The organism is Frigoribacterium sp. Leaf164 (genome assembly GCF_001423665.1).
Lineage (GTDB): Bacteria > Actinomycetota > Actinomycetes > Actinomycetales > Microbacteriaceae > Frigoribacterium > Frigoribacterium endophyticum.
The window spans coordinates 1,388,230-1,406,277 of record NZ_LMOX01000001.1 but is presented as its reverse complement, the minus strand read 5'-3'; the positions used below and the strand labels follow the sequence as shown (position 1 = coordinate 1,406,277).

Annotated in this window: 14 protein-coding genes; all 14 read right to left on the bottom strand. The window is 70.5% G+C overall.

All coding sequences use genetic code 11. From position 1 onward, the window contains the following. Positions 1-22: 22 nt before the first annotated feature. The 14 genes from ASF82_RS06320 to ASF82_RS06255 all read right to left on the bottom strand — a co-directional run bounded on the left by ASF82_RS06320 (position 23) and on the right by ASF82_RS06255 (position 18,024). Complete coding sequence (locus ASF82_RS06320; protein WP_056054826.1) at positions 23-379, bottom strand: RNA polymerase-binding protein RbpA; 357 nt, start codon at positions 377-379, stop codon at positions 23-25. Continuing rightward, entirely contained in the window at positions 379-630 is a 252-nt protein-coding gene (gene secG / locus ASF82_RS06315; protein WP_056054823.1) for a preprotein translocase subunit SecG, read from the bottom strand. Before secG ends, ASF82_RS06320 begins: the two co-directional genes overlap by 1 nt. A gap of 99 nt (positions 631-729) precedes the next feature. Then, positions 730-1,518, bottom strand: coding sequence for a triose-phosphate isomerase (gene tpiA / locus ASF82_RS06310; protein ID WP_056054820.1), 789 nt, complete (start codon positions 1,516-1,518; stop codon positions 730-732). After that, positions 1,512-2,723: a phosphoglycerate kinase gene (gene pgk / locus ASF82_RS06305; protein ID WP_056054818.1), complete on the bottom strand. Its 1,212-nt coding sequence runs from the start codon at positions 2,721-2,723 to the stop codon at positions 1,512-1,514. Before pgk ends, tpiA begins: the two co-directional genes overlap by 7 nt. An 87-nt stretch (positions 2,724-2,810) precedes the next feature. Further along, the gene (gap, locus tag ASF82_RS06300; RefSeq protein WP_056054816.1) at positions 2,811-3,815 is read right to left on the bottom strand and encodes a type I glyceraldehyde-3-phosphate dehydrogenase; all 1,005 of its coding nucleotides are present in this window, start codon (positions 3,813-3,815) and stop codon (positions 2,811-2,813) included. A 162-nt stretch (positions 3,816-3,977) separates the two neighbouring features. After that, on the bottom strand, positions 3,978-4,958 hold the full coding sequence (whiA, locus tag ASF82_RS06295; protein WP_056054813.1) for a DNA-binding protein WhiA: 981 nt from the start codon (positions 4,956-4,958) through the stop codon (positions 3,978-3,980). Between the two features lie 141 nt (positions 4,959-5,099). After that, on the bottom strand, positions 5,100-5,981 hold the full coding sequence (gene rapZ / locus ASF82_RS06290; protein WP_056054810.1) for an RNase adapter RapZ: 882 nt from the start codon (positions 5,979-5,981) through the stop codon (positions 5,100-5,102). A 44-nt stretch (positions 5,982-6,025) separates the two neighbouring features. After that, positions 6,026-7,954 (bottom strand): excinuclease ABC subunit UvrC, encoded by a 1,929-nt coding sequence (gene uvrC, locus ASF82_RS06285; protein ID WP_082514357.1) that lies wholly within the window; start codon positions 7,952-7,954, stop codon positions 6,026-6,028. Then, positions 7,951-10,911: an excinuclease ABC subunit UvrA gene (gene uvrA / locus ASF82_RS06280; RefSeq protein WP_156369928.1), complete on the bottom strand. Its 2,961-nt coding sequence runs from the start codon at positions 10,909-10,911 to the stop codon at positions 7,951-7,953. The genes uvrC and uvrA overlap by 4 nt, the downstream gene beginning before the upstream one ends. 58 nt (positions 10,912-10,969) lie before the next feature. Continuing rightward, positions 10,970-11,869 (bottom strand): SDR family NAD(P)-dependent oxidoreductase, encoded by a 900-nt coding sequence (locus tag ASF82_RS06275; RefSeq protein ID WP_056054804.1) that lies wholly within the window; start codon positions 11,867-11,869, stop codon positions 10,970-10,972. After that, a complete protein-coding gene (gene uvrB / locus ASF82_RS06270) occupies positions 11,859-13,925 on the bottom strand; it encodes an excinuclease ABC subunit UvrB (protein WP_056054801.1) in 2,067 nt (688 codons plus the stop codon). Before uvrB ends, ASF82_RS06275 begins: the two co-directional genes overlap by 11 nt. A 10-nt stretch (positions 13,926-13,935) precedes the next feature. Continuing rightward, the gene (coaE, locus tag ASF82_RS06265; RefSeq protein WP_056054797.1) at positions 13,936-14,586 is read right to left on the bottom strand and encodes a dephospho-CoA kinase; all 651 of its coding nucleotides are present in this window, start codon (positions 14,584-14,586) and stop codon (positions 13,936-13,938) included. 110 nt (positions 14,587-14,696) lie between these two features. Continuing rightward, positions 14,697-16,142, bottom strand: coding sequence for a 30S ribosomal protein S1 (gene rpsA / locus ASF82_RS06260; RefSeq protein ID WP_056054793.1), 1,446 nt, complete (start codon positions 16,140-16,142; stop codon positions 14,697-14,699). A 190-nt stretch (positions 16,143-16,332) separates the two neighbouring features. After that, positions 16,333-18,024 (bottom strand): DUF885 domain-containing protein, encoded by a 1,692-nt coding sequence (locus ASF82_RS06255; RefSeq protein ID WP_056054788.1) that lies wholly within the window; start codon positions 18,022-18,024, stop codon positions 16,333-16,335. Between the last annotated feature and the right edge of the window lie 24 nt (positions 18,025-18,048).

Genomic DNA, 18,048 nt, shown 5'->3' with positions numbered 1-18,048 from the left:
TCGTCGTGGTGTCGCTGGTGGGTCAGGCCTTGCCGCGGCGGACGCGCAGCTGCTGCAGCGCCTCCTCGAGGAGCTGAGCGGCTTCCTCCTCGGTGCGACGCTCCTTCACGTAGGCGAGGTGCGTCTTGTAGGGCTCGAGCTTGGCGACGGTCGGCGGGTTCTCCTTGTCGCGACCGGCGGGGAGGCCCGTGGACGGCGAGTCGACGGTCTCGGGGATCTCGTCGTCGGGCACGTTGGCCGCGAAGTGACGGACGACCTCGTTGCCGAGGGCGTCCCAGTAGGAGATGGTGACTCGCTCGGCGTGGAAGCCGCGGTCCTGTTCGCCCATGGGGCCCGCACCGACGCGGGAGCCACGGATCGCGCTGCCGCCGGAGGCCATCAGCTCACCGCCGAGAACTTGGTGATGAGGCCGAGGACGACGATGCAGGTGATCCACACCAGGCCGAGGAACACGGTGATCCTGTTCAGGTTGCGCTCGGCGACGCCGGACGCCCCGAGGTTGCTCGTGACACCGCCGCCGAACATGTCGGAGAGACCGCCGCCGCGACCGCGGTGCAGCAGGATGAGCAGGGTCAGCAGGAGGCTCGTGATGCCGAGCAACACCTGCAGGATGACCTGGAGAATTTCCACGGAACGCCTTTCGATGCGGTGAGACCGTAGACGAGTATAACCGGAGCGTCGGGTCCGGCGGCTCGCCCGCGCGGGCGGGCTGCCGAACCCGACGTCCCGTCAGACGCCGACGTGCGAGCGGAAGCGGACGATGCTCGTGAACTCCGAGACGTCGAGGCTGGCTCCGCCGACCAGGGCACCGTCGACGTCGGGCTCCCGCAGGAACGACGCGATGTTGGTCGACTTCACGGAGCCGCCGTAGAGGACGCGCGTCGAGGCGGCCCGGTCGGGGCCGGCGATCTCGACGAGCGCCTGGCGCAGGGCGGCGCAGACCTGCTGCGCCTGCTCGGGCGTCGCAGCCTGACCGGAGCCGATGGCCCAGACCGGCTCGTAGGCGACGACGATCTCGGCGTCGGCGGGGACCTCCGCCAGGGAGGCGCGGAGCTGGGCCACGGGGACCGCGCTCGGACCGTGCTCCTCCAGGTCGGCCGCGGTCTCGCCGACGCAGATCATCGGCACGAGGCCGTGGCGGTGGGCCGCCGCGACCTTGCTCGCGACGACGTCGTCGCCCTCGGCGTGGAGGGTGCGACGCTCCGAGTGCCCCACGAGCACGTACTGCACGTCGAGGGCCCGCAGGAACGCCCCGGAGATCTCGCCGGTGTAGGCGCCGGAGTCGTGGCTCGAGAGGTCCTGGGCGCCGAGGCCCAGCTCGAGCTTGTCGGCGTCGAGCAGCGTCTGCACGCTGCGGAGGTCGGTCGCGGGCGGGAAGACGACCGCCTCGACCGAGGAGAAGTCGTGCTTGGCGTCCTTGAGGCTCCAGGCGAGCTTCTGGACGAAGGCGATCGCCTGCAGGTGATCGAGGTTCATCTTCCAGTTGCCGGCGATCAGGGGCGTGCGCGTGGTCACCATCCGAGGACCTCCAGTCCGGGGAGCTTCTTGCCCTCGAGGAACTCGAGGCTGGCTCCACCACCGGTGGAGATGTGTCCGAACTGGTCGTCCGTGAAGCCGAGGGAGCGCACCGCGGAGGCGGAGTCGCCTCCGCCGACGACGGCCAGCCCGTCTACCTCCGTCAGCGCCTGCGCGACGACGCGGGTGCCCGTGGCGAAGGCGTCGAACTCGAAGACGCCCATGGGGCCGTTCCAGAAGACCGTCGACGACGAGGAGATGATCTCCGCGAAGGCCGCCGCGGTGTCGGGCCCGATGTCGAGCCCGAGGGCCTCCGGGCCGAGCTCGGACGACTCGATGCCGTCCACGGCGACCGTGGTGTGCTCGGCGTCGGCGGCGAAGGCCGAGGCGACGACGACGTCGGTGGGCAGCACGAGGCGGACCCCGCGCTCCTGCGCCTCGGCGACGTAGCCGCGGACGCGGTCGAGCTGGTCGGCCTCCAGGAGGCTCTTGCCGACCGGGTGCCCCTGGGCGGCCAGGAAGGTGAAGAGCATGCCGCCACCGATGAGGAGCGAGTCGACGCGCGGCAGGAGGTGCTCGATCACGCCGAGCTTGTCGCTGACCTTCGAGCCTCCGAGGACGACGGCGTAGGGGCGTTCGGGCTTCTCGGTCAGGCGCTCCAGGACCTCGAGCTCGGCGGAGATGAGCGTGCCCGCGGCGCTCGGCAGCAGCTGCGGGAGCTCGTAGACGCTGGCCTGCTCGCGGTGCACGACGCCGAAGCCGTCGGAGACGAAGACGTCGCCCAGCTGTGCGAGCTGCTCCGCGAACGCGCGGCGCTCCCCCGCGTCCTTCGACGTCTCGGCGGCGCTGAAGCGGAGGTTCTCGAGGACGGTCACCTGACCGTCCTCGAGCTGGTCGACCGCGGCGGTGGCGTCGTCGCCGACCGTCTGGGCGACGAAGCCGACGCTCTTGCCGAGCAGCTCGCTGAGCCGCTGGGCCACGGGCCGGAGGCTGTACTTCTCGACCGGCTGACCGTCGGGTCGGCCCAGGTGGGAGATGACGACGACTCGTGCTCCCTGGTCGAGGAGCTGGTTCAGGGTCTGCAGCGACGCGCGGACGCGGCCGTCGTCGGTGATCTCGCCGTCCGCGAGGGGGACGTTGAGGTCGCACCGGACGATGACGCGCCTCCCGCCCAGGTCTCCGAGCTGATCGAGGGTACGGAGGGTCATTCTCGTTCTCTTCTCTGCGACGGAGGCGGTCAGGCTCGTGCCTGACCGCCTCCGGGGGGTTCGTGCTGGGGGGTGTTCGCTGACCGGCTAGAGGCGGTCGGCCACGTACTCGGTGAGGTCGACGAGGCGGTTCGAGTAGCCCCACTCGTTGTCGTACCACGACGTGATCTTCACCATGTTGCCGATGACCTTCGTCAGGCCCGAGTCGTAGATCGACGAGTGCGGGTCGGTGGTGATGTCGCTGGAGACCAGCGGGTCCTCCGAGTAGGCCAGGATGCCCTTCAGCTCGCCCTCGGCAGCGGCCTTGTAGGCGGCGTTGATCTGCTCGACCGTGACGGGGGTCGAGGTCTCGAGGGTGACGTCGGTGATCGAGCCGGTCGGCACCGGGACCCGCAGCGCGTAGCCGTCGAGCTTGCCGGCGAGCTCGGGGATGACCAGGCCGATGGCCTTGGCCGCACCCGTCGAGGTGGGGACGATGTTGACGGCCGCGGCGCGGGCGCGACGCGGGTCCTTGTGGGGGCCGTCCTGGAGGTTCTGGTCGGCGGTGTACGCGTGCACAGTCGTCATCAGGCCGCGCTCGACGCCGAAGTTGTCGAGGAACACCTTCATCAGCGGCGCCAGGCTGTTCGTGGTGCAGGAGGCGTTCGAGATGATGTGGTGCGAGGCGGGGTCGTAGATGCCCTCGTTGACGCCCAGCACGATGGTCGCGTCGTCCCCCGTGGCGGGCGCGGAGATCAGGACCTTCTTGGCACCGGCGGTGATGTGCTTGCGCGCGTCCTCTGCCTTGGTGAAGAAACCGGTCGACTCGATGACGATGTCGACGCCCAGCTCGCCCCAGGGGAGGTTCGCGGGGTCGCGCTCGGCGAGGACCTTGATCGGCTTGCCGTCGACGACGATCGAGTCGCCGTCGAGCTCGACCGTGGCGTCGAGGCGGCCCGTGATCGAGTCGAACTTGAGGAGGTGCGCGAGGGCCGCGTTGTCGGTGAGGTCGTTGACGGCGACGATCTCGATGTCGGCGCCCTTGGCGAGCGCTGCGCGGAAGTAGTTGCGGCCGATGCGACCGAAGCCGTTGATGCCGATCTTGACGGTCAAGGGAACTCCTGTTGATCAGGCGTCACGGGGACGCGTGGAGGGGGCGGGCGACCAGGCCCTCGGAGGGCTCTCAGACCAGTGCGGTCGGGGAGCCGGACCGTTTGTCACAGTACCAGCCGGGGGTGCGTGTGCGTCGTGATGAGACGTGCCCCGGCCGTGCCCCTAGCGGAGGTCGAGGTCGGAGGGCAGGCTGGCCTCCGTGCCGGCGACCCCGAGGTCGGAGGCCTTCTTGTCGGCCATGGCCAGGAGGCGACGGATGCGGCCGGCGACGGCGTCCTTCGTCATCGGCGGGTCGGCGTGGTGGCCGAGCTCGTCGAGGCTGGCGTCGCGGTGGGCGAGGCGCAGGCGGCCCGCGTAGGCGAGGTGCTCGGGGATGTCGTCGCCGAGGAGCTGCATGGCGCGCTCGACACGGGCGCAGGCGGCCACGGCGGCCTCGGCGGAGCGCCGCAGGTTGGCGTCGTCGAAGTTGACCAGGCGGTTGGCGGTGGCACGCACCTCGCGGCGCTGGCGCATCTCCTCCCACTCCCCCACGCTCTTGTGGGCTCCCATGACGGCGAGCATGGCGCTGATCGCCTCGCCGTCACGGACGAGGACGCGGTGCACCCCCCGGACCTCGCGGGCCTTCGCGGGCACGCCGAGCCGACCCGCCGCGCCGACGAGGGCCATCGCGGCCTCGTTGCCGGGGCAGACCACCTCGAGCGAGGCGGAGCGCCCGGGGTCGGTCAACGACCCCTGGGCGAGGAAGGCTCCGCGCCAGATCGCGGCCAGGTCGTCGCGCGACCCCGTCGTCAGCCGGTTCGGCAGCCCGCGGACGGGACGACGACGCTGGTCCATCAGGCCGGTCTGCCGGGCGAGCGTCTCGCCCGCCTCGTGGACGCGCACGAGGTAGTGCGCCGTGCGCCGGGCACCGGAGGCCCCGATCATCGAGACGTCGCTCCGGGCGCCGTAGAGCTCGGCGAGGTCCTTGCGGACCCGACGGGCGATGGCAGGGCTGTCGAGCTCGGCCTCCACCGCGATGCGCCCCGAGATGACGTGCAGCCCGCCGGCGAACCGCAGGATCGTCGCCACCTCGGCGGCGCGCACGGTCGTGCGGGTCACCTCGACCTTGGCGAGCTCTTCTTTGACGTCGGCGGTCTGTGCCACAGGTGCGGGTCCTTGTCTCTGTCGATGGTCGACGAGGCCACGGGGGCGTGCCTCCGGGGCTCGGTCGTCGAGGGGTGTCGGGCTGGTGGCGACGCCGTCAGGTCGGACGGACGGCCGGTGCCCGTCGGTGCGGACGCCGGCTCACTCACGACCGAGGTCGCGGTGCTTCACGCTGACGGCGACGCCGGGGAGGTCACGCAGGATCGCAGCCAGTTCGCCCACGAGGGTGACCGATCGGTGCTTGCCGCCCGTGCAGCCAATGGCGATCGTAGCGTGTCTCTTGTTCTCGCGCTGATAGCCGGCGAGCACCGGGCGGAGGGCCGCCGCGAAGGAGTCGACGAACTCGCGGGCGCCGTCCTGCGCCATCACGTAGCTCGTGACCGGCTCGTCGAGACCGTTCTGCGAGCGGAGCTCGGGCACCCAGAACGGGTTGGGGAGGAATCGCGCGTCGCCCACGCTGTCGGCGTCCGCGGGCAGGCCGTACTTGAAGCCGAAGCTGAGGACGGTCACCTGCACGCCGGGTCGCTCGGACTCGGCGAAGCGCTCCGTCACGGCCGTCGCGAGCTGGTGGATGTTGAGCTCGGACGTGTCGATGATCACGTCGCTCGTCTCCCGCAGCTCCTCCATCCGGGCCCGCTCGGCGAGGATCCCGTCCAGCAGCGTGCCGTCGCCCTGGAGCGGGTGCGGCCGGCGGACCTGCTCGAACCGACGCACGAGCACGGCGTCGGTCGCGTCGAGGAAGAGGACCCGCACCTTGCTGGGCATGCTCTCGCGGAGCGTGCGCACCGCCTCCTGGGCCTCGGAGAAGAGGCGCCCGCCCCGGACGTCGACGACGGCGGCGATCTTCGGGAGGGAGTCCCCCGCACGCTCGGCGAGGTCGAGCAGCGGTCGGAGCATCTGGGCGGGCAGGTTGTCGACGACGTACCAGCCCAGGTCCTCCAGGGCGTTGCCGACGGTCGAGCGACCGGCCCCGGACATGCCGGAGACGATGAGGACCTCTTGCTGTTCTGACGCGTCGCTCATGGGGAGGTGACCTTCGATCGTGTCGGCACGGGGTGGGTGTGATCCTAGACGGCCGAGGTGGCCTGGTCCGGCTCGGGGCGGGCCTCGTCGGCCTCGGCGACCTCGGCGTCGCTCGTCGACCCGAGCCGCGCGACGACGGCCGCCGCGAGGGTCGGACCGATCCCCCGGATGGACGAGATCTCGTCCACGTCGGCCTGCTTGAGTCGCTTGACGGAGCCGAAGTGCTTGAGCAGCCCCGCCACGCGGGCGGGCCCGAGGCCGGGGATCTCCGCGAGCTGCGTCGCCACGTCGCGCTTCCGGCGCTGGCGCTGGAACGTGATGGCGAACCGGTGCGCCTCGTCTCGGATGCGCTGGATGAGGAACAGGGCGTCGGAGTTGCGGGGCAGGATGACGGGGAAGTCGTCGTCGGGCAGCCAGATCTCCTCGAGCCGCTTCGCGATGCCGCAGAGGGCGATGTCGGTCACGCCGGCGTCGTCCAGGGCACGGCGAGCGGCGGCCACCTGGGGCTGGCCACCGTCGACGATGAGGAGGTTCGGACGGTAGGCGAAGCGCTTGCGCTGCTCGCCGACCTCCTCCACCGGGGCGAGCTCGTCGTCGAGGCGGGCCAGCCGGCGGCTGAGCGTCTGGTAGATCGACTCGGTGTCGTCGGTGGACTGCGGGATGCTGAAGCGGCGGTACTGGTCCTTCCGCGGGAGGCCGTCCTCGAAGACCACCATCGACGCGACGATGTTGGTGCCCGAGAGGTGCGAGACGTCGTAGCACTCCATCCGCAGCGGCGCCTCGGTCATGCCCAGCGCCTCCTGGATGTCCGCCAGGGCGGTCGACCTCGTGGCGAAGTCGGCGCTCCGTCGCGTCTTGTACAGCATCAGCGACTGCTGCGCGTTGAGCATGGCCGTCTGCATGAGCGCGGCCTTCTCCCCCCGCTGCGCCGACCGCACCTGCACGCGCCCTCGGCCACGGACGTCGCCCAGCACGGCCTCGAGGGCCTCGACATCGTCGGGCACGGCGCTGACGACGATCTCGCGGGGCACCTCGGCCCCGGCCGGGTAGCTGCCCTGGAGGACCTGCTCGACGAGGTCTCCGGAGGAGATGTCGATCTCCTTGTCGACGACCCAGCCCCGCGAGCTCCGGATGCGGCCGCCGCGGACGGTGAAGAGCTGCACGGCGGCGGCGAGCTCGTCCTCCGCCAGGGCGTACAGGTCGAGGTCGGCGGAGTCGCGGAGCACGACGGCGGATTTGTCGAGCACGGCCTCGAGGGCCTGCACCTGGTCGCGGTACCGGGCGGCGTCCTCGTAGCGCTGCTCGAGGGCCGCGGTCTTCATGGCCTTCTGCTTCTCGGCGATGACGCGCTTGTCGTAGCTGCCCATGAACTTGACGAACTCGTCGACGATGACCCGGTGCTCCTCGATCGAGACCCGGTGCGAGCACGGCCCGCCGCAGCGCCCGATCTGGCCCGGGAAGCAGGGCTTGCCGGTCTGCATCGCCTTCTTGTAGCTGCTGTCGGAGCAGGTGCGGATCGGGAAGACCTTGATCATCTGGTCGATGGTGTCGTGGACGGCCCAGATCTTGGGGTACGGGCCGAAGTACTTCGCGCCCCTGATCTTGGGGTTGCGCGTCACCATGACCCGCGGCGCCTCGTCGCCCAGGGTCACCGCCATGAACGGGTACGTCTTGTCGTCGCGGAACTTGACGTTGAACGGCGGGTCGAACTCCTTGATCCACGTGTACTCGAGCTGCAGCGCCTCGATGTCGCTGCCGACGACCGTCCACTCCACCGACCGCGCGGTGAGCACCATGCGCCGGGTGCGCTCGTGCAGGGTGGGCAGCGGCGCGAAGTAGTTGCTGAGACGAGCGCGGAGGTTCTTCGCCTTGCCCACGTACAGGACGCGGCCGCGCTCGTCCCGCCACCGGTAGACCCCGGGGTCGGTCGGGATCTCGCCCGCCGGGGGGCGCCAGGAGACGGTGTTGCTCATCGGGCCTCGACGGCCTCCCGGCGACGTGCGGCCGCTCCCTGGCGCCGCTTCGCGGCGGCGGGGCCGGGCGCGGCGTGGCCCTGCTCGAGGATCTCGGCGAGGAACACCCCCGTGTGGCTCTCCGGCACCGTCGCGAGGTGCTCCGGCGTGCCGGTGGCCAGCACGGAGCCGCCGCCCGCCCCGCCCTCGGGGCCCATGTCGATGAGCCAGTCGGCGGACTTGATCACGTCGAGGTTGTGCTCGATCGTGATGACGGTGTTGCCCTTCTCGACCAGGCCGTTGAGCACGAGGAGCAGCTTGCGGACGTCCTCGAAGTGGAGGCCGGTCGTCGGCTCGTCGAGCACGTAGACGCTGCGGCCGTTGGAGCGCTTCTGCAGCTCGGTGGCGAGCTTCACGCGCTGCGCCTCGCCGCCGCTGAGGGTCGTCGCGCTCTGGCCGAGGCGGACGTAGCCGAGGCCGACGTCGACGAGGGTCTTCATGTAGCGAGAGATCGCCGAGATGGGCTCGAAGAAGACCGCCGCCTCGCTGATCGGCATGTCGAGCACCTCGGAGATGTTCTTGCCCTTGTAGTGGACGGCGAGCGTGTCGCGGTTGTAGCGGGCACCGCCGCAGACCTCGCACGCGACGTACACGTCGGGCAGGAAGTTCATCTCGATCTTGATCGTGCCGTCGCCGGCGCAGTTCTCGCAGCGGCCGCCCTTGACGTTGAAGCTGAAGCGGCCCGGCAGGTAGCCCCGCGTCTTGGCCTCGACCGTCTCGGCGAACAGGTTGCGGATGCGGTCGAAGACACCCGTGTAGGTGGCCGGGTTCGACCGGGGGGTGCGACCGATGGGCGCCTGGTCGACGTGCACGACCTTGTCGAGGGCCTCGAGGCCCGTGACCCGGAGGTGCTTGCCGGGGATCTGGCGGGCGCCGTTGAGTTTGTTGGCCATGACCTTGTAGAGGATGTCGTTGACGAGCGTCGACTTGCCGGAGCCGCTGACGCCGGTGACCGCGACGAACGCGCCGAGCGGGAACTCGACGGTCACGTTCTTGAGGTTGTTCGCCTTGGCGCCCACGACCGTGATGACCCGGTCGGGGTCGACGGGGCGACGGCTCGTCGGCGTCTCGATCGAGCGGCGGCCGGAGAGGTAGTCGCCGGTGTAGGACTCGCGGTTCTCGAGGAGGTCCTCGTAGCTGCCGGAGTGGACCACGTGGCCGCCGTTGACCCCGGCGCCCGGCCCGATGTCGACCACCCAGTCGGCGGTCTTGATGGTGTCTTCGTCGTGCTCGACGACGATCAGCGTGTTGCCGAGGTCCTTCAGCTTGACGAGCGTGTCGATGAGCCGCCGGTTGTCGCGCTGGTGGAGGCCGATGCTGGGCTCGTCGAGGACGTAGAGCACGCCGGTGAGGCCTGAGCCGATCTGCGTCGCGAGCCGGATGCGCTGCGCTTCGCCGCCCGAGAGGGAGCCCGCCGAGCGGGCGAGGGAGAGGTACGTGAGGCCGACCTCGAGGAGGAACTCGAGCCGCACGCGGATCTCGCGGAGCACCTGGGCCGCGATCCGTGCCTCGCGCGGAGTCAGGGTCAGGCCGTTCATGAAGGCGAAGGCGTCGGCGAGGCTGAGGTCGGCGACGTCGGCGATGCTCTGGTCGGCCACGGTGACCGCCAGCACCTCCGGCTTGAGGCGCTTGCCGCCACAGACGGTGCACGGGATCTCGCGGAGGTACTCGGAGTAGCGCTGGCGCTGGCTGTCCGTCTCCGCCTCGGCGTACTTGCGCTCGATGTAGGGCATCACGCCCTCGAAGCCCGTCGAGTACTTCATCTCACGGCCGAAGCGGTTCTTCCACTTCACGGTGACCTCGAAGTCGTTGCCCTGGAGCACGGCCTCGCGGATGCGCTCGGGCAGGTCCTTCCAGGGCGTGCGCAGGCTGAAGTCGAGGTCGATCGCCAGGCCCTCGAGGAGCTTCTGGAAGTAATTGTAGAGGCCCTTGCCCGAGTTGGTCCAGGGCAGGATGACGCCCTCGGCCAGGCTCAGCTCGGGGTCGCCCAGCACGAGGTCGGTGTCGACCGACATGCGGGTGCCGATGCCCGAGCACTCCGGGCAGGCCCCGAAGGGAGCGTTGAACGAGAAGGTGCGCGGCTCCACCTCGGTCAGCTGCACGGGGTGGCCGTTCGGGCAGGAGAGCTTCTCCGAGAAGGTGCGGTACTTGCCCGCCGCGCCCGCGTCGGTGTCGACGAAGTCGACCGTGACCAGGCCGTCGGTGAGGCGGAGGGCCGTCTCGAGCGAGTCGGTGAGGCGCGTCAGGCCCTCGGGCGAGGCGACGAGCCGGTCGACCACGACGGAGATGTCGTGCTTGACCTGCTTCTTGAGGGCGGGGGGCGCGGACAGCTGGACCTGCTCCCCGTCGACGATCGCGCGGGAGTAGCCCGCGGCCGCGAGCTCGGCGAAGAGGTCGACGAACTCGCCCTTCTTCTTCGAGACGACGGGGCTCAGGACCTGGAAGCGCGTGCCCGTCTCGAGGGTCATCAGCTGGTCGGCGATCTGCTGGACGGTCTGCCGGCTGATCTTCTCGCCGCAGACCGCGCAGTGCGCGATGCCGATGCGGGCCCAGAGCAGGCGCATGTAGTCGTAGATCTCGGTGATCGTGCCGACCGTGGACCTCGGGTTGCGGTTCGTCGACTTCTGGTCGATGGACACCGCGGGGCTGAGGCCCTCGATGAAGTCGACGTCGGGGCGGTCGACCTGGCCGAGGAACTGCCGGGCGTACGCCGAGAGGGACTCGACGTAGCGGCGCTGGCCCTCGGCGAAGATCGTGTCGAACGCGAGCGACGACTTGCCTGAGCCGGAGAGGCCGGTGAAGACCACGAGGCTGTCTCTCGGGATCTCGAGGTCGACGTTGTCGAGGTTGTGGACTCGGGCGCCGCGCACGCTGAGCACGGAGGAACCATCTACGGGAGAGATTGACACTCTTACCATTCTACGGAGACCACCGACACTGCCGGTCGGCCTGCTCCGTGGGAGGACGTGCCCTGCGTCACAGGGCGGGGTGGGTCTTGGTGAGGCCGGCGGAGACGGCCCAGAGCCGCTCGGCCGCCTGGGGGTCGCGGGCGTGCCGCTTCGCGGGGACCCTGGCCGGCGCCCCGGTCAGCTGGAACCAGCCGGCCGGACCCCAGTATTCCCCTCCGACGACGTCGGGGGCCGTGGCGGCGTGGACGAGCGGCTCGGCCCCCACCTCCTTGCCCTGCGAGAAGGTGTGCATCATGGAGGTGACCACGGCCGGCGGGCGGCGGGGCTCGACGACGGGCGGGCGGGGATCGCTGAGGCTCTCCCAGGCGAAGCCCGGGTGCGCCACGACGCTCGTGACGCTCGACCCCGCGGCACGGAGCCGACGGTCGAGCTCGAAGCCGAACGACATGACGGCGAGCTTCGACCGCGCGTAGGCCACGTAGCTCGAGTAGCTCGACACCATCATCGGGTCGTCGAGGTCGAGTCGCACCCACCGGTGGCTGATGCTGCCGACGTGGACGACGCGGCCGGCCTGAGCTGCGTCGAGCGCGGGCATCAGGTGCGAGACGAGGGCGAAGTGGCCGAGGTGGTTCGTGCCGAACTGCAGCTCGAAGCCGTCGGCCGTCGTCTGGCGTCGCCGCTGGCCCACGACGCCCGCGTTGGCGAGCAGGACGTCCACGGGGCCGCCTGCGGCGAGGGCGTCCGCCCCCGAGCGCACCGAGGAGAGGTCGGCGAGGTCGAGGTCGACCGTCTCGACGTCCGCCCCCGCGACGCGCTCACGGACGGCGTCCGCCGCGCGGACGGCGCGTTCCGGGTCACGGGCGGCGAGGACGACCCGGTGCCCCTGGGCGGCCAGGCGCTCGGCGGCGAAGTAGCCCAGCCCCGCGGTCGCACCCGTGACGACGACTCGGAGGCGGTCAGCGGACATGGCCCGCCGCCTCCATCTGTCGCAGGTCCTTCTTGAGGTCGGCGACCTCGTCGCGGAGCCGCCCGGCCAGCTCGAACTTCAGCTCGGCCGCGGCCTGGAGCATCTGCTCGTTGAGGTCGGCGATGATCGACTCGATGCCGTTGGCCGCCGCCGCGCCCTTGCCCTCGCGCCTGAGGTTCGGGGTGGGAGACCGCTTCTTGCCGTCGCGCCCGGCGAGGAGGGCCGCCGTGTCGGCGCCCTCCCGAGCCAGCGCCGCCGTGATGTCCGCGATCTTCTTGCGGAGCGGCTGCGGGTCGATGCCGTGCTCGGTGTTGTACGCGATCTGCTTGTCGCGACGTCGATCGGTCTCTTCGAGGGCCTGCTTCATGGAGGCGGTCATGACGTCGGCGTACATGTGCACCTGGCCGGAGACGTTGCGGGCTGCACGGCCGATGGTCTGGATCAACGAGGTCGACGACCGGAGGAACCCCTCCTTGTCGGCGTCGAGGATCGCGACCAGGGAGACCTCGGGCAGGTCGAGCCCCTCACGGAGCAGGTTGATGCCGACGAGGACGTCGTAGACGCCCTGACGCAGCTCGGTGAGGAGCTCGACGCGACGCAGGGTGTCGACGTCGGAGTGGAGGTACCGGACCCGGACCCCGGCCTCGGTGAGGAAGTCGGTGAGCTCCTCCGCCATCTTCTTCGTCAGCGTGGTGACGAGGACGCGCTCGTCGCGCTCCGTCCGGGTGCGGATCTCCTCCAGGAGGTCGTCGATCTGGCCCTCGGACGGCTTGACGACGATCTCGGGGTCGATGAGGCCGGTCGGGCGGATGATCTGCTCGACGACGCTGTCGGTGATGCCGAGCTCGTACTTGCCGGGCGTCGCGGAGAGGTACACCTTCTGGCCGACCCGGTCGAGGAACTCCTCGAACTTCAGGGGTCGGTTGTCGAGAGCGCTGGGCAGGCGGAAGCCGTGGTCGACCAGCGTGCGCTTGCGCGAGGCGTCGCCCTCGTACATGGCACCGATCTGCGGCACGGTGACGTGCGACTCGTCGATGACGACCAGGAGGTCGTCCGGGAAGTAGTCGAGGAGGCAGTGGGGCGCCTCCCCCGGACCGCGACCGTCGATGTGCGCTGAGTAGTTCTCGATGCCGTTGCAGAAGCCGATCTGCTCCATCATCTCGAGGTCGAACGTCGTCCGCATCCGCAGGCGCTGGGACTCGAGCAGCTTGCCCTGCTGGTCGAGCTCGGCGAGCCGACCCGCCAGCTCCTCCTTGATGGTGCCGATCGCCCGGTGCATGACGTCGGTGCCCGCGACGTAGTGCGAGCCGGGGAACACCGAGACGGCGTCGAGGGTCTTGACGACGTCACCGGTGAGCGGGTGCAGGGCGTACAGCGCCTCGATCTCGTCGCCGAACATCTCGATGCGGATGGCGAGCTCCTCGTACATCGGGATGATCTCGATGGTGTCGCCGCGCACGCGGAAGTTGCCCCGGGAGAAGTCGATGTCGTTGCGCTGGTACTGCATCGAGACGAAGCGGCGGATCAGCGTCTCACGGTCGATGCGCTGGCCCACCTGGAGCGCGATCATGGCCTCGAGGTAGCCCTCCGGGGTGCCGAGGCCGTAGATGCACGACACGGTGCTGACGACGATGACGTCGCGGCGGCTGAGCAGGGAGTTCGTGGTCGAGTGGCGGAGCCGCTCGACCTCGGCGTTGATCGAGCTGTCCTTCTCGATGAAGGTGTCGGTCTGCGGGACGTAGGCCTCGGGCTGGTAGTAGTCGTAGTACGAGACGAAGTACTCGACCGCGTTGTGCGGGAACATCTCGCGGAACTCGTTGGCGAGCTGGGCCGCGAGGGTCTTGTTGTGGGCGAGCACGAGCGTCGGACGCTGCACCTGCTCGACGAGCCACGCGGTGGTGGCGGACTTGCCCGTGCCGGTCGCGCCGAGCAGGACGACGTCGGTCTCACCGGCGTTGATGCGACCCGCCAGCTCGGCGATGGCCGCGGGCTGGTCGCCGCTCGGTTCGTACTCGCTGACGACCTCGAACGGGCGGACACTTCGGGTCGGTTCCATGCCTCCGAGTCTACGAGTCGCCACCGACAGACGGCCCGGGGGTGGCCCCCGCCTTCGCCGCTGACAGCGAACGGAGCCGGTCGAGCACGGCGTCGGCCTGCTGCAGGGTCTGCTCCAGCGACCCCGAGGAGTCGACGACCAGGTCGGCGACTGCGAGCCTCTCGTCGTCGCCCGCCTGCGCCGCCACCCGGCGCCGCGCCTCCTGCTCGGGCATCCCGCGGAGCTGCACGAGCCGGGCGACGCGGTCCTCGGCAGGGGCGTGGACCACGACGACGACGTCGAACTCCCCTGCTCCCCGCGTCTCGACGAGCAGGGGGACGTCGTAGACGACGACTCGGGCGGGGTCGTCGGCCACCGCCTCGGCCATGCGCCGGCGAGAGAGCTCCCGGACGGCGGGGTGGGTGATCGCCTCGAGGTCACGGCGGGCCCCCGGGTCCGAGAACACCAGGGCCCCGAGGGCCGGACGGTCCAGGCTGCCGTCGGCAGCCAGGACGCCGCCGCCGAACCTCTCCGCGATCGCGGCGAGGCCGGGGGTGCCGGGCTCGACCACCTCGCGGGCGAGGAGGTCGGCGTCGACCACGGCCGCGCCCCGCTCCGCGAGACGACGGGACACGACGCTCTTGCCGGCGGCGATGCCCCCGGTCAGCCCACAGACGAACATCCGCCGAGGCTACCCGGTGAGGCACCGGCGAGCCCGGGAACGCCGCGAGGCGGCCCCCTCTCGGGGACCGCCTCGTGGTCAGGTCTGCTGCACCGTCAGGTGCGGCGTGACTAGTTGTTGTTCGACAGCTTCTCGCGCAGAGCGGCGAGCGACTCGTCGTCGGCGAGCGTGCCGGCGCCGGCCGACTCGCTCGAGAACGTCGAACCGGACGGCACGTCGAAGGTGGTCTCCTCGGCGAGCGACGCCGCGACCTGCTTCTTGTGGGCCTCCCAGCGAGCCTGGGCGGCAGCGTAGTCCTGCTCCCACTTCTCGCGCTGGGTCTCGAAGCCCTCGCGCCACTCGTTGGTCTCCGGGTCGAAGCCCTCGGGGTACTTGTAGTTGCCCTGCTCGTCGTACTCGGTGAGCATGCCGTAGAGCGCCGGGTCGAACTCGGTGCCCTCGGGGTCGACGCCCTCGTTGGCCTGCTTGAGGCTCAGCGAGATGCGACGGCGGTCGAGGTCGATGTCGATGACCTTGACGAACACCTCGTCGCCGACGGCGACGACCTGCTCGGCCAGCTCGACGTGCTTCGCCGACAGCTCGGAGATGTGCACGAGGCCCTCGATGCCGTCGGCCACGCGGACGAACGCACCGAACGGCACGAGCTTCGTGACCTTGCCGGGCGCGACCTGGCCGATGGCGTGCGTGCGGGCGAAGACCTGCCACGGGTCCTCCTGCGTCGCCTTGAGCGAGAGCGACACGCGCTCACGGTCGAGGTCGACCTCGAGGATCTCGACGGTGACTTCCTGACCGACCTCGACGACCTCGCTGGCGTGCTCGATGTGCTTCCAGCTGAGCTCGGAGACGTGCACGAGGCCGTCCACGCCGCCCAGGTCGACGAAGGCGCCGAAGTTGACGATCGACGAGACGACGCCCTTGCGGACCTGGCCCTTGTGGAGGTTGTTGAGGAAGGTGGTGCGGCTCTCGGACTGCGTCTGCTCGAGGAGCGCACGGCGCGACAGGACCACGTTGTTGCGGTTCTTGTCGAGCTCGAGGATCTTCGCCTCGATCTCCTGGCCCAGGTAGGGCGTGAGGTCGCGGACGCGGCGCAGCTCGATGAGCGACGCGGGGAGGAAGCCCCGGAGTCCGATGTCGACGATGAGGCCGCCCTTGACGACCTCGATGACCGTTCCGGTGACGACGCCGTCGGCGTCCTTGATCTTCTCGACGTCGCCCCAGGCACGCTCGTACTGAGCGCGCTTCTTGGACAGGATCAGACGGCCTTCCTTGTCCTCCTTCTGGAGGACGAGGGCCTCGACGGTGTCACCGACCTCGACGACCTCCGTGGGGTCGACGTCGTGCTTGATCGAGAGTTCGCGCGAGGGGATGACGCCCTCGGTCTTGTAGCCGACGTCGAGGAGGACCTCGTCGCGGTCGATCTTCACGACGGTGCCCTCGATGAGGTCGCCGTCGTTGAAGAACTTCAGAGTCTTCTCGACCGCGGCCAGGAAGTCATCAGCGGATCCGATGTCGTTGATGGCGACCTGCTTGGGTGCCTTGGTCGTTACGGTTGTCATGTAGTTAGTGCTCCAGTGAAAGCATGGATCGGGCCGCGGTCGTCCCGAGGAGTGTCTCGTCGGGGGGAGTCGGCCACGGCGGGCGGACAGATCGGCGCAGGAAGCGCCTCCACATCATAGCTCCGTGCCCGGGCACGCGGCAACGACCGAGGCCCCGCGCGCCGCGCCTCCCCCGGGTGGCCGACACCTGTCAGCGCAGGAGGGCGCGTCGGAGCGTGTCGAGGCCCACTCCCCCGAGCTGGAGCGCCTCGCGGTGGAAGGCGACGACGTCGAGGGAGCCCCCGGCGCGGCGCGTCCGCTCGGCCCGCAGCTCCTCCCAGATGCGCTGCCCGACCTTGTACGAGGGCGCCTGCCCGGGCCAGCCGAGGTACCGGTCGACCTCGAACCTCACGAACGACTCGTCGAGCGAGACGTTCTCGGTGAGGAACCGCAGGGCGTGGGCGTGGTCCCACCGCTGCGTCGTGCCCGGGACGGTCTTGCCCAGGTGCACGCCGATGTCGATGACGACGCGCGCCGCCCGCATCCGCTGCCCGTCGAGCATGCCGAGGCGGTCGCCCGGGTCGGCGAGGTGGCCGAGCTCGTCCATCAGCCGCTCCGCGTAGAGGGCCCAGCCCTCGGCGTGGCCGGAGGTGCCGGCGAGCTGACGGCGCCAGGTGTTGAGCGTGCCCCGGGCCCAGACGGCCTGCCCGATCTGGAGGTGGTGGCCCGGGACGCCCTCGTGGAAGACCGTGGTGGTCTCACGCCAGGTGCTGAACCGCGTGACGCCCTCGGGCACCGACCACCACATGCGGCCCGGCCGGGAGAAGTCGTCGCTCGGACCCGTGTAGTAGATGCCGCCGTCCTTCGTCGGCGCGATGCGGCACTCCAGCCGGCGCAGCGGCTCCGGGACGTCGAAGTGGGTGCCCGCCAGCCCGGCCACGGCGCGGTCGCTGAGGCCCTGCATCCACTGCTGGAGCGCGTCGGTGCCCTCGAGCTGCCGCGCGGGGTCCTCGTCGAGGACGGCGATCGCCCGGGCCACCGAGGCACCCGGCTCGATCTGCCCGGCCACCGCCTCCTGCTCGGCGGCCGTGCGCGCGAGCTCGTCGAGCCCCCACTCGTAGGTCTCGTCGAGGTCGATCGTCGCGCCGAGGAAACGTCGCGAGTGCAGGGCGTAGGCGTCCCGGCCCACGGCGTCGTCGACGCCCGCGGCGGGCAGCAGCTCGTCGAGCAGGAAGGACCGCAGGCCGAGGTAGGCGGCCCCCGCCGAGCGCGCGCCCTCCTGCAGGTCTCGGACGAGCCCGTCGGAGGCGCCGCTCCCGTCGGCGAGGACAGGTCGGGCGGTCAGCTCGGAGAAGAAGCCGTCCGGATCGCCGATCCGCGCGCACTGCTCCGCCACGGCCTCGACCTGGCGACGGGCCGGGACGACGCCCTCCCGCAGCCCGTGCCGGAGCGTCTCGACGTACTGGGCCACGGCACGGTCGACCCCGGCGAGCCTCGAGGCCACGTCGGACCATTCCTCGGCGCTGTCGGTCGGCATGAGGTCGAGGACCTCACGGATGCCCTGGGCGGGGGACGCGATCACGTTCAGGTCGCGGAGCTCGAGCCGGTGCTCGGCCTGCTCGAGGTCGAGCTCCAGCTCGCTCCGGAGGTCGTCGCGCGTCACGAGGTCGACGTCGTCGACCGCCGGTGCCGCCTCGAGGTCGAGGAGGGCCGCGCGCACCGCCTCCACGCGGCGCTCGTGGCCCTGGGGCGAGTAGTCGCCGTACTCGCCCGTCCGGCCCTCACGGCCGATCCAGGTCGCCACGGTCGGGTCGAGGTCGACGAGAGTGTCGACCCAGCGTTCGGCGACGGCGTCGACCTGGGTGGGCGCGCGGCGGGCGGGGGGCGTGGGCTCGACGGTCATGCGCCGAGCCTAGCCAGGCCGGGG